Annotated in this window: 9 protein-coding genes; 6 read left to right on the top strand and 3 right to left on the bottom strand. The window is 63.7% G+C overall.

Features of this window, described 5'->3' with window-relative positions; translation table 11 throughout:
- The 3 genes from PG883_RS02115 to PG883_RS02105 all read left to right on the top strand — a co-directional run.
- A partial coding sequence (locus PG883_RS02115) for a transposase (protein WP_223916557.1) occupies positions 1-187 on the top strand: 187 nt, incomplete at its 5' end.
- Positions 188-667: 480 nt separating this feature from the next.
- A complete protein-coding gene (locus tag PG883_RS02110) occupies positions 668-940 on the top strand; it encodes a hypothetical protein (protein WP_270806915.1) in 273 nt (90 codons plus the stop codon).
- On the top strand, positions 916-1,143 hold the full coding sequence (locus PG883_RS02105; RefSeq protein WP_234932785.1) for an acyloxyacyl hydrolase: 228 nt from the start codon (positions 916-918) through the stop codon (positions 1,141-1,143). Before PG883_RS02110 ends, PG883_RS02105 begins: the two co-directional genes overlap by 25 nt.
- A 79-nt stretch (positions 1,144-1,222) precedes the next feature.
- On the opposite strand, the gene PG883_RS02100 is transcribed toward PG883_RS02105, so the two are convergent.
- The 3 genes from PG883_RS02100 to PG883_RS02090 all read right to left on the bottom strand — a co-directional run bounded on the left by PG883_RS02100 (position 1,223) and on the right by PG883_RS02090 (position 5,816).
- Positions 1,223-1,864, bottom strand: coding sequence for an energy-coupling factor ABC transporter permease (locus tag PG883_RS02100; protein ID WP_244081819.1), 642 nt, complete (start codon positions 1,862-1,864; stop codon positions 1,223-1,225).
- A 94-nt stretch (positions 1,865-1,958) separates the two neighbouring features.
- Positions 1,959-2,801 carry a pyruvate formate lyase 1-activating protein gene (gene pflA, locus PG883_RS02095; protein ID WP_244081820.1) on the bottom strand — a complete coding sequence of 281 codons (843 nt, stop codon included), beginning with the start codon at positions 2,799-2,801 and terminating at the stop codon, positions 1,959-1,961.
- Positions 2,802-2,876: 75 nt separating this feature from the next.
- Positions 2,877-5,816, bottom strand: coding sequence for a sensor domain-containing phosphodiesterase (locus PG883_RS02090; RefSeq protein WP_270806914.1), 2,940 nt, complete (start codon positions 5,814-5,816; stop codon positions 2,877-2,879).
- A 134-nt stretch (positions 5,817-5,950) separates the two neighbouring features.
- On the opposite strand from PG883_RS02090, the gene PG883_RS02085 reads away from it, so the two are divergent.
- From PG883_RS02085 to pbpC, 3 genes are all read left to right on the top strand, one after another.
- A complete protein-coding gene (locus tag PG883_RS02085) occupies positions 5,951-7,639 on the top strand; it encodes an FAD-dependent oxidoreductase (RefSeq protein ID WP_244081822.1) in 1,689 nt (562 codons plus the stop codon).
- Positions 7,640-7,816: 177 nt separating this feature from the next.
- Entirely contained in the window at positions 7,817-12,661 is a 4,845-nt protein-coding gene (locus tag PG883_RS02080) for an alpha-2-macroglobulin family protein (protein ID WP_270806913.1), read from the top strand.
- A 10-nt stretch (positions 12,662-12,671) separates the two neighbouring features.
- Positions 12,672-15,071: a penicillin-binding protein 1C gene (pbpC, locus tag PG883_RS02075; protein ID WP_270806912.1), complete on the top strand. Its 2,400-nt coding sequence runs from the start codon at positions 12,672-12,674 to the stop codon at positions 15,069-15,071.

Genomic DNA, 15,071 nt, shown 5'->3' with positions numbered 1-15,071 from the left:
ATTTGGTCGAAATTTATCGAAATATATGCGGGGGATCCTGGCGAGTGCAAACTACCCGATGCACACGAGTGTGCTGGAAGGGGTGAACAACAAGATCAAAGTGATAAAGCGTATGGCATATGGATTTAGGGACTCAGAATACTTTTTTCTGAAAATCAAGGCGGCCTTCCCCGGAAAGCCGCGATGAACCTAATTTTATTCCGGGCGCATACCACCTGTGGGCTGCGAATGAGTCAACACATATTAGTCATACAACCGGTAGTGCCAGAGTGATTTAATCTATTGTTATGTAACTATATTTTCATATTTGCAGTAATGGTTTAAACAGGTCTGATGAGTATTTTTAGCGCAGAAGCTGTCAATTTAGAAAGACCTTAAATAAGGAGTGTTTGTGATATTTATATGACGGCAGATATTTTTGTTGCATCAGAAGTAATAATGTGGTTGGTGTGGCAGGGGGCGTCATTAAGGCTTACACAGTGTAAGGCATTGGTATTATCTCCTTGTTCGTTACCCTCAGCAGCTAATTTTGTAGACTATTTCTTCGGGAACATCTTTATTTTTAGTTTTTGGTGCTGAGTTGACAGCCCTTTCCCTCACTGGCTATGCCTGATGTGTGCCTGTTTGACGCTTGACAAAGCGGGGACATCAGGATGCAGGAGGGGGCATGGACGCCAATCTTCACTCGATCGCCAGATTATTGCTCTTGCTGAGCATAAGCACGACAGCCATTGCCAATGACGAGATCGTGGCTGTGCAGCTAGGAACACCTGCCGAAAACGAGAAGCTCGATATTTATACTGCTGACATCAAGCTCCACCATATGTTTTGGCAATGGGGTGAGTCGGGTTGTCAGTTTGGGTTGGGAGTGCGTGGTGGCGTGCTGAATGTCTGTGGGGCCAATGGGTGGTATGGATGCCGGTTGAGGTGCTGTGGCTAAGCAAACATGAGTTCGGGCACAAGGGGAATGGTTTTAAGGACTATGGTGGCCCTGTCCAGCTATCAACTGGATTAGGGCTGGGGTATGCCTTCAATCGGAATTGGCTGCTGGGATATCAGTATGAACATATGTCCAATGGGCATATGTATGAGCCCAATCCATCACTGGATAGTCACACACTCCACATCGAGTACAGATTCTAGCTTTTCATCAGGTCTTCTGAGCGCTGTTCGGCGTTCAGGGGACCCATGACATGGGCCTGCATGGCCATTTATGTCAGGATCAGCGCCCCAGATATTCCCTGTCGAAGAAGGTGCTTACCCAGTGGGGGCGGTAGACGGCGAGTAACGTCATGGCCATGCCGTTGAGCAGGGCCTCGGGGAAGAGCAGCAGTGGCCAGATGGAGAGGTAATCGGCACTGATGGTGTGCCAGGGGTAGGCGCCGCTCAGCCCCATCAGCAGGGCGCTGGCGAGGATCTTGATCGAAATGCTGAGCGCCCCCCCAAGAAAGGCGGCCACGAACAGGTAGACGAAGAGGTGGCGGGGCAGCCAGGCCCAGCTCCCTAGAAACAGCAGCCAACTGGTGGCGACCGGCAGCGCGATGCCGATGAGCGCCTGCCAGCCGAACTCCGCCAGATCGGTGACACCAAAGGTCCCGAGGATCAGCAAGGTGAGGCAGGGGGCCAGCAGGGCGAGGCGCCAGCCCAGCAGCAGGGTCAGGCTGGTGAGGCCGAGAAAGTGGATCTCCAGCCCCTCGTGGAGGCCGGCCCGCAAGGTCCAGAGTGGCACCAGGACGATGGCGCTCCCCAGGCAGAGGTGCTGATAGAGGGGGTTGGCGTGGAGGGTGCGCAGCAGGGAGGCGTTCAGGCTGAAGGCGAGCAGCACCAGCCAGAGCAGGAGGGTGGCGACTTGTCCTTCACTCATGGCATGTTCCCTCGAATGTCACTGCCCGGTGATGAGCCCGGGCGCCGGCTGGCGCAATGAAAAGAGGCCGCCCAGTCCCGGGCGGCCTCCTGTCTCAATACTTCACGTTGGGGTGGTACTTGCCGAGGATGGCCTGAACCCTGTCCATGGTCTCCTTGCTGGGGGGCTTGATCCCGGTCAGATCGTAAGTGTCTCCCAGCACGTCCCACTTGTGTTTGCCCAGTTCATGGTAGGGCAGCAGTTCCACCTTCTCGACGCAATCACCGAGCTCTGCGATGAACTGACCGAGGCCTTCGGCGCTCTCGTCATCATCGGACCAGGTCGGCACCACCACGTAGCGGATCCACATGGTCTGCCCGCGGGACGCCAGGTAGCGCGCGAACTCCAGGGTGTACTTGTTGCTGACATGGGTGAGGGGGATGTGCTTCTCGTCGTTGATCTGCTTGATGTCCAGCAGCACCAGATCGGTGTTGTCGAGCACCCGATCGAGCAGCTCGTCGTAGTGACGCACGAAGCCGTTGGTATCCAGGCAGGTGTGGATCCCCTGCGCCTTGCAGGCGGCAAACAGTTCGGCGATGAACTCTTGCTGCAGCATGGCTTCCCCACCGGAGGCGGTGACGCCGCCGCCTGAGGCATTCATGAAGTGGCGGTAGCTGGTGAGATCCTGCATCAACTCGGGCACGGTGACCTCGCGGCCGCCCTGGGTGTCCCAGGTGTCCCGGTTGTGGCAATACTTGCAGCGCATCAGGCAGCCCTGCATGAACACGATGAAGCGGATGCCGGGGCCGTCGACGGTCCCGCAGGTCTCGACGGAGTGGATCCGGCCAATGATGTCGGTAGTGCCGGTGTCGCTGGCTTCAACGGTCGGGATCCGCTGCGTGCCGGGGGTGGCAGGTCCCTTGGATTCAACGGCGGGGATCCGGTTAATGACTGACATAGACGACTCCAATGGTGCGGACAAGGTTCGAGCGGTCGTTATTTTATGACAGAAAGCCCTATAAATCCTACCAGTTTAGCCCGCAGGGGTGGCACCCAGCAGGCTCTCCAGTGCCTTGACGGGGAGCGGCCGGCTGGTGAGGAAGCCTTGATAATGCTGGCATCCCAGGGCCTTGAGCACGGCGAGCTGCTCCTCTTCCTCCACCCCTTCGGCGGTGACGGTGAAACGAAACACCCGGGCGAGATCCAGGATGGCCTTGACGATGGCCTTGTCCTGTTCGCTGTGGACCAGGGTCTGGATGAAGCTTCTGTCGAGCTTCACCTCGTCGGCGGGCAGATCCCGCAGATAGGCCAGGGACGAGTAGCCCGTGCCGAAGTCGTCGATGGAGATGAGCAGGCCGAGGGCCTTGAGCTGGCGGATCCTGGCGATACTCTCCAGCCGGTTTTCCAGCACCACGGACTCGGTGATCTCCAGCAGCAGGCGCGACGGGGGCACCCCGGTGTCCCGCAGAATGTACTCCACCTGCTGCACGAAACCGGCGGTGTGGAACTGGCGGGCGCTGACGTTGACCGACAGATGGGGGATGGCGAGACCGTTGTTGAGCCAGAAGCTGTACTGGGCACAGGCGGTCTTCATCACCCAGTAGCCTATCTCCTGGATCAGGGTGGTCTCCTCGGCGATGGGGATGAACTCCCCGGGTGGCACCATGGTGCCGTCGGCCTTCTGCCAGCGCAGCAGCGCCTCTATGCCCGAGAGCGTGCCGTTGTCGACCCGGTATTGGGGCTGGTAGTGCAGCACCAGCTCGTTGTTGCGCAGGGCATCGCGCAGCTGGTTGTTGAGAGAAAGCTTGCTCTTCTCTTTTTCCGCCATGGCTTCACTGAAGAAGATATGGTTGCCCTGGCCCGCGCGCTTGGCCATGTGGACGGCGGTATCGGCCTGCTGCATCAGGACAAGGTGATCCTTGTCGTCATCGCTGAACAGGCTGATCCCCACGGAGGCGCTGCAGTGCAGCTTGTGATCGCCGATGTCGAAGGGGGCACGGAAGATCCCCATCAGCTCCCGGGCAAAGTGCTCCGCCAGGATCTTGGCGGTGATATAGCCCTGGCCCAGTGCCGTGAAGAGCAGGGCAAATTCGTCACCCGAAGTGCGGGCGAGCACCAGGTTCTCCTGGGGCAGGGACTTGAGTCGCACCACCACGGCCTGGAGCAGCAGATCGCCGCAGGCGTGACCGAGGGAGTCGTTGATGGATTTGAAGTTGTCCAGATCCAGCAGCAGCAGGGCCCCCCACTGACCACTCGGGGCCTGCAGGGTGCGCTGCATGATGTCGGTCAGGCTGCGCCTGTTGTAGAGATCGCACAGGTCGTCGTAGTAGGCGAGGCGCTCGATGTGGCGGGCGGTCTCTTTCTCCTGGGTGATGTCGTGGAAGCTGCAGACGAAGTGGCTGATCTCCTCCTCCTCGTCCTTGACCCCGCTCACCATGAGCCGCACCGGGAAGAGGTGTCCTTCCCTGTGCAGGCATTGTTCCTCCCCGAGCCAGTATCCCTGCCGGTTGACCGCCGCGATCACCTCCTCCTTGAGGGTGTCGCCATAGTAGGTGGGCCTCAGGGCGTCGATGTGCAGGCCCAGCATCTCTTCGCTGGCAAAGCCGGTGATGCGGCTGAAGGAGGCATTGACCTTGAGGATGATGCCCCCGTGATCCATCACCAGCAGGCCGTCGTGGGTGTTGAAGGCCACTTCGGCCAGGCGCAGGGCATCGTCATTGGCCAGGCGCTGCAACTCGCTGGCGGCCCGCTCGCGCTGTTCGTAGAGGACGTCCAGCAGGTGTGCGGGATCGGCCAGGGGGGTGGCGAGCAGCAGGGTGAGCTGCCCCAGGGGGAGACCATTTGGCCCCGGGAAGGGGATGCCGACATAGGCCTTGGCGTCGAGGGCCAGCAGCTGGCTGGACTGGGGATAGCGCAGGGCCAGATCTTCCACGTAGAGGCTCTGCCCGTGCTGGAAGATCTCCCGGCCCGGGCCGATGTCCATGAGCATGGGTTTGACGACGGCGAAGGCATCCCCCTCCACCACGCAGCGGGGAATGAGCCAGAGATCCTGGCCGCGAGGCTGAAACTCGCCGATCCAGCCCCTGTGGGCACCGCTCAGGCCCATGGCCCAGCGCAGCAGGGCGCGGCAGTAATCGTTGCCGGTCAGGTTGGCAAGCCCCGGGGGAGGCGCGAGGTCCGGGGCGTCGGTCGCCACGGGGTCCGGCTGCCAGTGGCCGAGCAAACGGGCGCAATGACGCACCAGTTGCAGGGTGTCATCGCTGATGAGGGTGCTCTCGGCATACTCCAGGCTGAGCACGCCGATGAGCTTCTCCTGCTCCAGCAAGGCGCCGTCCAGGCGGGAGCAGACATTGGCATCGGCCAGATAGTAGTGCTGGCTCAACATGGGCTGGTGGGCCGCCTCCGAGAAGCTCAGGGCGCCCCGGGCGCGCAGGGCCCGGATGTAGCGGCTGTCTCCGCGAATGGCACCGAGCGCGTCCACCCCCAGGGTGAACACCGGGGTCAGCTGCTCGCCGCCAAGGGCGCCATGGGCCTGGTAGTGCCAGAGGATCAGGCGATCGGCCCCCAGGCACTCCTTGAGGCTCTCCAGCATGGCGTCATACTGCTGCTGGCTGGCCATCTGGCTCAGGCGCGGCAGTTGCAGGGACAGGCTGGCGGCGCTCTCCTGGGACTGGGTCTGCAGGCAGATGAGCCAGAAGGCGTCCTGCTCGTGGGAGAGGGAAATGTGCCAGAGGAGGGCGTCAAAGCGCAGCACCAGCTTGCCCCCCTTGCCGCTGGCCAGCCGCTGCTCGATGGGTTGGCGCAGGGCGTCCGGCAATTGGGCCGGCCAGGCACTGCGGGGCTCGTCGAGCCAGTGGAGCGGCGTCTGCATCACATCGGTCAGGGCGACCAGCCGTTGACTACGGGTATCCAGGCGGAAAAACAGGGGCGCCTGGCTGGCGGTCGGAAGATGGCTGAGCGCGGTAGACGACATGAACTGACACTATCCTGTTGAGCAATTGTCGGAGGGCAAGAATACTGCAAATCCGTGGCAAACAAAATTTCATTGAATTCTAAATTAGATGAGTCTAATTTATTGGCCATTTCCTGTTGAGTGGAGTCTTGCAGATGAAACGGATCCTGATTGTGGGTGGTGTGGCCGGGGGGGCGTCCGCCGCCGCCCGTGCCCGCCGTTTGAGCGAAGAGGCGGAGATTGTGATGTTCGAGCGGGGCGAGTTCGTGAGCTTCGCCAACTGCGGTCTGCCTTATCATATCGGGGGGGATATCCCGGATCGGGATGCCCTGCTGCTGCAAACACCGCAAAGCTTCAAGCGCCGGTTCAACGTGGATGTGCGGGTGTTTCACGACGTCATCGATATAGACAGGGCCGGCAAGAGCCTGCTGGTGCGCAACCTGCTGAGCGGCGAAGAGCGGCGCGAAGCCTACGACGTGCTGCTGCTGAGCCCGGGTGCGGCCCCCATCCGGCCTCCGTTCCCCGGCATCGACAGCCCGGGTGTGCACACCTTGCGCAATATTCCCGACATGGACCGCATTCTGGCGGCGCTGGCGCACGACAAGCCCCGCCACGTCACCGTGGTGGGAGGCGGTTTCATCGGGCTTGAGATGATGGAGGCGTTGCACCAGCGCAAGCTGGACGTCACCTTGCTGGAGCTCTCCGATCAGGTGATGGCGCCGGTGGATAAAGAGATGGCCAACATGCTCCATGCCCGTATCCGGGAGGAGGGCATCGATCTGCGCCTGCGCACCGGCCTCTCGGCCATCGAGAGCCTGGATGTGCTGGCGGAAAAAACCGCTGCCGTGGCCACAGAACAAAGGGGTGGATTACGCCTGACCTTGAGTGATGGCACCCGGCTCGATACCGGGCTGCTGATCCTCGCCATCGGCGTCAAGCCCGAGACGCTGCTCGCCGCCAAGGCGGGGCTGGAGCTGGGACCGCGGGGCGGCATCAAGGTGGATGCGGGCATGCGCACCTCGGATCCCTGCATCTTCGCGGTGGGGGACGCGGTGGAGGAGACCGATTTCGTCACCAGCGAGTCCGTGCTCATTCCCCTGGCGGGCCCGGCCAACCGCCAGGGGCGCATTGCCGCCGACAACATGCTGGGGCGAAGCGAAACCTACAAGAAGACGCAAGGGACCGCCATCTGCAAGCTGTTCGATCTGGCGGTGGCGAGCACTGGGCTGAACGAGAAGCGGCTGGTGCAGCTGGGGCTGCCGTTCGAGAAGGTCTATGTCCACCCGGGCAGCCACTCCGGCTACTACCCCGGTGCCCACCCGGTCAGCCTCAAGCTGCTGTTTGCCCCCGATGGCAAGATTTACGGCGCCCAGGCCATCGGCAAGGATGGCATCGACAAGCGCATCGACGTGCTGGCGGTGGCCCAGCGCGCCGGCCTCACCGTATTTGATCTGCAGGATCTGGAGCTCACCTATGCGCCGCCCTTTGGCTCAGCCAAGGATGTGATCAACATGGCCGGGTTCGTGGCGAGCAACCACCTGAAGGGGGACACCCTGCTCTGCCACGCAGCCGAGGTGCAGGCTCGCCACCCCCATCAGCAGGTGGTGGATGTGCGCAATGGCCCCGAACTCGACAAGCTGGGACGCATTCCGGGGGCGCTGCACATTCCTCTGGACGAGCTGCGCAGCCGTCTTGATGAGTTGCCCAAGGATAAAGAGCTGCTCATCAGCTGCCAGGTGGGACTGCGGGGTCACGTGGCCTGCCGCCTGCTGAGCCAGCACGGTTTTCGGGTCAAGAACCTCTCCGGCGGTTTCAAGACCTGGCAGACGGTGATCGCCGAGTAGATCCTCCAGGCTGACATGGCCCGATTGATCACTCTGTATGCAAACGGGCCACTCCAGTGAGTGGCCCGTTTCTTCATCAGGGGCCAATGCCGCCCGACATGGCAGTTGGTGTTCCCGGGAGCGACGCTTTATTCTATTGGCTCCTGCGCTGCGGCGATCCAACCCGGGATGAACACCATGCACTTCTCTCTCTCCTGCCCCGTGACTCGTCTTCCCCGTGTGGCCTGGCTGGCGGCGCTGCTGCTGGCCGGTTGTGGCCCCGACAAGCCTGCCAGCCAGGTACCGACCACCGAATCCACTGCCCGGCAGGAGGCAGGGGAGCCGAGTTCAGTCGTGCAAGCCAATGCTCGCCAATATCGGGATGCCCCGGCGCTGGCGCTGGTCTTCTCCGGCCCCTTGGTGCCCAAGGCAAACTGGCAGAGTTGGCTCGGGGTCAGTGAAGGGGGCAAGCAGGTGCAGGGGGAGTGGATCCTCGCCGACGATGGTCGCACCCTCTATTTCCCGAACGTTCAGCCCGACAAGAGCTATGAAGTGAGCCTCAAGGCGGGGCTGGGCCCATCCCCCCAGAGCTGGACTCTCAAGACCCGGCCGCTGGAGGCGGGGGCCTCCTTTACCGCGAGCGGCATGGTATTGCCGCTGCGCGACGAGCTACGCCTGCCCATCAGCGCGGTCAATGTGGACGAGGTCAATATCGACTTCTTTCGGGTCGATGCCGAATACCTGCCCCGTTTCCTGGCCGAGTATCGCCCCGGTGCCGGCATGGACAACTGGGAGCTTGAGCAGATCACCAAGCGGGCCAAGCGGGTATTCAGCGGCCGCTATGCGTTGGAGCTCGATGCCAACCGGCGCGAGACCCGCCTCATCAATGTGAAGGAGCCGCAGCTGGCCGAGGCCGGCGTCTACTTTGCGGTAATGTCCCCCCTTGGCAACTATGACTGGCGCAAGGAGACCACCTATTTCGCGGTGAGCGACATGGGGCTCAGTGCCCGCCGCTACCGGGATCAGCTGGAGGTGTTTGTGAGCTCCCTGGCGAGCGCCGATCCCCTCAAGGATGTGCAACTCTCCCTGCTCGACGAGAAGGGCAACCGGCTGCAGGTGCAGCAGACTGACAACCGCGGTCACCGCCGCTTCGATCAGGTGCAGGGGGCCCGCCTGCTGCTGGCCGAGCAGGGAAGCCATCTGGCGGTGCTGCGCCTCGACGGGGCTGCGCTCGATCTCTCCACCTTCGATCTCGGCACCCAGCCCTGGCAGGCCCAGCAGTTGTATCTCTTTAGCGGGCGTGACCTCTATCGCCCCGGCGAGCGGCTCGACAGCGAGATCCTGCTCAAGGGCCAGGATGGCCAGCTGCTGCCGGGCATGGCGGTGGAGCTGGAGGTGAAGCAGCCGGATGGTCAGCTGCTCGAACAGAAACGGCTGCTGCCGGACAATCTTGGCGCCGCCCACTACGGCCTGCGCCTGCCGGATGATGCGCCGCTCGGGCGCTGGACCATCAACCTCAAGACCGCCGCCGGCAGCCGCTTCGAGTGGCCTTTTCTGGTGGAGGAGTTCTTGCCGGAGCGGCTCAAGCTGCAGCTCGGCAAGGGGCCGGATGGGGAAGTCACGAGTCTGGACGCCGCTCTCGCCCTGCCGCTGCAGGGGGACTATCTCTATGGCGCGCCAGCCAGTGCCACCAAGGCGAAGGCCGAGGTAAAAATCAGCCGCGCCACCATGCCCTTTACCCAGTGGCAGGAGTTCACCCTGGGGGATGTGCTGCTCGCCGAGCAGGCCAGGGATCTTGAGCCCCTCAGTCTCACCCTTGATGCGCAGGGGCAGGGGACGTTTTCGTTAGCTGATGAGCTCGATGGGGTGCGCGCCCTCGGGCCGCTGGAGGTGGCCTATAGGGTGTCGCTCTCCGAACCCGGTGGCCGCGCCGTCAATCGCAGCCGCACCCAGTATGGCTGGCCAGCGGGCAGCCAGTGGCCGGCGCTCAAGGCCGATTTTGTGGCGGATCGGGTAGAGGGGGGCAAGCCGCTCCCCTTCCAGATCCTCAACCTCGATGACAAGGGGCAGCCGGTGGCGGGGGCGGTGAAGGTGCGCCTTATCAACGAGTACCGCGACTACTACTGGCACTACGCCGATGGAGAGGGGTGGAAGTACGAGTTCAACAGCCAGCCCTATCTGGAGCAGGAGCAGACCCTGCAGCTGGACGGCAAGGGGCCGACCCCGCTCACGCTGCAACTGGCGGCGGGCTGGTATCGATTGGAGGTGGAGAACAGTCAGGGCCATCAATCCAGCCTGAGGGTGGAGATCGGCAGTTACGCCTGGGGTGGCGGTGGCGAGCAGGCGCGGCCTGACAAGATTGCCATCACCCTCGACAAGCGCGCCTATCAGGCGGGGGACAAGGCCAAGGTGACGCTGGTGGCGCCGCGCCCCGGCAAGGGCTTGCTGCTGGTGGAAGATGGCGACGGCCTGCGCTGGTGGCAGCGCATCGAGCTCAAGGGGGCCGATGGCGATGCCAAGGATGCCCGTGGCGAGTTCGAGATCCCGGTCAGCCCCGAGTGGCAGCGCCATGACCTGCATATCTCGGCCCAGATCGCCGCGCCAGACAGTGACTCAAAGCCGGTGAGCCAAAAGAGTGTGCAGAGCCTGCGATCGGTCGGTCTGGTGCCGCTCACCCTGGATCGGGAAGCGCGCCGTCTGCCGCTCACCCTGAGCGCGCCGGACAAAGCGGTGCCGCTCACCCGGCTGGAAGTGACCGCCACCTCCACCCCCAACAGTCAGGGCCGCGTGGTGCTGGCGGCGGTGGATCGGGGCGTGCTCAATATCAGCGACTACCAGCCCCTCGACCCGTTCGAGATCTTCTTTGGTCGCAAGCGCTTCGCCCAAGATTTGTTCGACAACTATGGCCAGGTGATCCCGCCACAGGATGGCAAGCTGGCCCGCCTCAACTACGGGGGTGACCGGGCGCCGCTGAAAAAGGGGGGCGCGCTGGAGAGCCGGGTCGAGATAGCTGCGCTCTGGAGCGGCGAGGTGAGTTTTGATGAGAGCGGCAAGGCGGTGATCCCGCTCGAGCTGCCCAACTTCAACGGCGAGCTGGCGCTGATGGCGCTGGCCTGGAACGAACAGCAGGTCGGTGAGGCTGAGCGCGCCGTCAAGGTGGTGGCGCCGCTGGTGGCAGAGATCGGCTGGCCGCGCTTTGGCGCCAGAGGGGATGAGACCCGGGCGCTGATGCAGCTGCGCAACATGAGCGGTGAGGATCAGACCCTCTCCCTTGCCTGGACCCTCAACGGCGGGCTCAAGGCAAACGGCGAGCTGCCCGGCACCCTGTCCCTTAAAAATGGCGAGGAGCAGTGGCTGACCCTGCCGCTCACCGTGACCGGGGCGAGCGGTGTGGCAAGCCTGCAGTTGGCTGCCAGCGGCAAGGATTTTGCCATCAGCCGCGACTGGACTTTGCCGTTGCGCTCCCCCTGGCCGGCCGAGACTCGCCAACGCTACCAGATGCTGGCCCCCGGCCAGCAGATGAGCTTTGCGCCCGGTGAGCTGGCTGGGCTGGCTCGCGCCAATCTGCAGGGGCTGCTCAGTCTCTCCGGCACCCCGCCCTGGGATCCGGCGGCCCAGTGGCAGGCGCTGGCCGACTACCCCTACGCCTGTCTGGAGCAGACCCTCTCTCGCGCCTGGCCTTACTTGCTGACCACGGCGGATGAGCGGGCCGCCTGGAGCAAACCCGCAGAGGGCAAGAAAGCGGCGAGCGAAGCGGATGTGCAACGCGCCTTGTTGCAACGGCTGCAGCGGTTGCAACTGCCAAGCGGCGGCTTTGGTCTGTGGGATGGTCGCTCCGACGAGGAACAGTGGCTCACCGCCTATGCCGCCGATTACCTGCTGGCGCGCAAGGAGGCGGGCGATACAGTGCCGGAGGCGATGCTCAATCAGGCGCTGAACCGGCTGCAAAGCTATCTCACCGACAGCCAGTACGGCGAGCGCTGGAGCAGTGCCCCCGAGCACAGCCGTCTTGCCTATCAGGCTTACAGTGCCTATGTGCTGGCCCGGGTGGGCAAGGCACCGCTCGCTACCTTGCGCCTTGTCTGGGAGCAGCAGGCCGATCACGCCCGCTCAGGCTTGCCGCTATTGCACCTCTCACTGGCCCTCTCGGCCATGGGGGATGAGCAGAACGCCGCCAAGGCTCTCAGCCGGGCCTTGGCGACCGAGCGCGGGGACGACTATCTGGGGGATTACGGCTCACCGCTGCGTGATGAAGCCCTTGAGCTCTCCCTGCTGCGCCAGCACAAGCTGGCTGCGGAGCGCTGGCCCGATCTCAGCGCCAAGGTGGCTGATACCCTGGCTCACCGTCAGTGGCTCAGCACCCAGGAGCGGCTCGCCCTGCTGCGACTCGCCCGCGTCGATCCGGCCGTCGACTGGCAGGCCAGGGTGACCTCCTCTCTTGGCAGTGGATCCCTGAGCGGTTCGGCTCCGCTGCAGCAGGGCACCCCCGAGGCGCTGGCGGCGAGCTCTGTCACCAACGAGGGCAAGGGATCCCTCTATGTGCAGCGCACTCTGATCGGTTACCCCGAACAAGCGCCAGCACGGATCAGCAAAGGGATGAGTGTGACCCGCAGCTGGTTCAATAGCGACGGTCAGCCGTTTGATCCCGCCAAGGTGAAGGTGGGCGATCTGGTGGTGGTGCGGCTCAATGTCAGCAGTGAATCAGCGGTGCCTGATGCCCTGCTGGTGGAGATGGTGCCCGCTGGCTTCGAGCTGGAGAACCCCGCCCTTGGCAACAGCATCAAGCTCGAAGAGCTCTCCATCGAGGGGAAACCGGCGTGGCAGAGCGAGTGGAACGACTACCTCAAGCATCAGGAGTTTCGCGATGACCGCTACACGGCGGCGCTGGATCTGAGCGAGGGGAGCAACCAGCAGCTGGTCTACCTGATGCGGGCGGTGACGCCGGGTCGCTATCAGGTGCCACCGACCCAGGTGGAGGATATGTACCGGCCCGAGCTGCGGGCAGTGGGTGAGGATATCCATGAGGTAACGATTTCTGAGTAGCTGGCGCTTGATGAGTCGCAGACGCCCTCCGAGTAACGTTCCCTCCCTTGAGCGGGTTCGCCCGCTCACTTTCTGGCAGCGTGGCTGGCTGAGCTTGGTTCGCAGTGGCCGCGCTGGCTGGCGCTGGCTTGGCCATCTGCCACGCTGGTTGCGTGTCTCGATGCTGGGGGTTGTGGCCTTGCTTCTGTCATTGCTGGCGCTGGATCGACTCTTCCCGCCACCACCGCTCGACCCGGCCTATGCGCGGGTGGTGCTCGACATGAAGGGGAGGCCGCTGCGCGCCTTTGCCGATACCAGCGGCGTGTGGCGCTACCCCGTGACCCTGGAGCAGGTCTCCCCCCGCTATATCGAGGCGCTGCTGGGCTACGAGGATCGCTACTTTTGGCGTCATCCCGGGGTCAATCCGGTGGCCATGGTGCGCGGGGTCTGGCAGTGGCTGCGCTATGGGCGGGCCGTGTCGGGGGGCTCGACCCTCACCATGCAGGTGGCGCGTCTTATCGAACCCTACCACAGGAGCGTGCCCGGCAAGCTGCGTCAGATGGCGCGCGCGCTGCAGCTGGAGTGGCACTACGACAAGCGCACCCTGCTCACTGTCTATCTGAACCGGGCGCCGTTTGGCGGCAACCTTGAGGGGGTGCAGGCGGCCAGTTTTGCCTATCTCGGCAAGAGTGCAGTCAAGCTGACCTATGCCGAGGCGGCGCTCTTGGCGGTGCTGCCGCAGGCCCCCAGCCGCAACCGGCCGGACAGGCATCCCGAGCGAGCCCGCGCCGCCCGTGACAAGGTGATGCAGCGACTGGTAGCGCAAGGCGTCTGGCCGGAGCAGGTGTGGCTGGAGGGGCGCATCGAGCCGGTGCTGGCCCGCGGTCACTTCACGCCGATGGAGGCGCCGCTGTTTGCCCGCCTCGCCGCCGACAATCAGGCTGGGGCGCTGGTGCACACCACCATCGACGGCGATCTGCAGCGTTGGTTGGAGGGGCGGGTGACGAGCTATATCCGCCGCTTCCCCGAGCAGACCTCAGCCGCCTTGCTGCTGGTGGACAACAGCACAATGGCGGTGCGCGCCTATGTGGGCAGCGCCGAGTATGGCAATTTGCGCCGCCACGGTTACCTCGACATGGTGCAGGCGATCCGCTCTCCCGGCTCCACCCTCAAGCCCTTCATCTACGGTCTGGCGATGGACGAGGGGCTGGTGCACTCGGCCTCTCTGCTCTCCGATGCGCCAAGGCTGGGATCTGACTATCGCCCCGCCAACTTTTCCGGTGCCTTTCAGGGGCCGGTGACCCTCGCTCAGGCGCTGCAGCAATCCCTCAACGTACCGGCGGTGCAGGTGCTGGAGGCGCTTGGGGCCGACAAACTGGTCAGCCGCCTCGACAACGCCGGGGTGCGGCTAGCGCTATCCGACAAGCCCAATCCGGCCATTGCGCTCGGGGCGGCGGGCATTCGGCTCGAGCAACTGGTGGCGCTCTACAGTGCGCTGACCCGGGATGGGCAGGTGGCGATGCCGGTCTGGCTGGCGGGGCAGCAGGCGGTGTCGCGCCCCTTGCTGAGCCCGGGGGCGGCTTGGATCATCTGGCAGATCTTGAGTGCGCAGGGACGGGCGGATCAGCCTTTTGCCAGCGAGGCGACTGGCCGGGTCAATCGACTGGCCTGGAAGACCGGCACCAGCTATGGCTATCGCGATAGCTGGGCGATGGGGGTCTCCGGTCGCTGGACCATCGGCGTCTGGCTGGGGCGCCCCGACGGCACCCCCATGCCCGGATTTTACGGCCAGAGCGCGGCAGTGCCGCTGCTGCTCTCGGTCTACTCGCGACTGGCCGACAACAGCCCCTTGCCGGTACAACCCAATACGGTGAGCGAGGCCGAGATCTGCTGGCCGCTGGGGCGCAGGGTGAGCACGACCCTGCCAGAGGCGTGTCTGCAGCGCCAGAGCGCCTGGTTGCTGGAAGGGCGCGATCCCCCCACTTTGCCTGATCCCATGGACTGGCCTTCGCCGTTGCGGCAGGTGGCATTGACCACCGAGGGCAAGCCGACCCTGGCCCGTTGCCAGGATGCGGCGCAATCCGGCGTTCGGGCGCTCTGGCCGCTCTCGCTGGAGCCCTGGCGGGTGCCAGGCGAGCGGCGCCAGTCGCTGCTGGCAAGCGGTTGTGCAGGGGAGGGACGAAGCGCCGAGCTGCAGGCCCCCATTCGCATCCTGGCACTGGGGGAGGGGAATCTTATCCGCAGTCAGCGCTATCGGTTGCAGCCCAAGGTGCTTGGCGGTGTCGGCAAGCCAGCCTGGTTTCTCAACGGCCAGCGGCTGCGCTGGGATGGGGATCAGGTGCTGAGCGTGGCGGGTCGTTATCAGCTGGTGGTGGTGGACGAGGCGGGCAACAGTGATCGCATCGAGTTTCGCTTGGAAAACCCCTCCTGA

The organism is Aeromonas sp. QDB25 (genome assembly GCF_027707725.1).
GTDB lineage: Bacteria > Pseudomonadota > Gammaproteobacteria > Enterobacterales > Aeromonadaceae > Aeromonas > Aeromonas caviae.
This window is presented reverse-complemented; position numbering and strand designations above follow the sequence as displayed.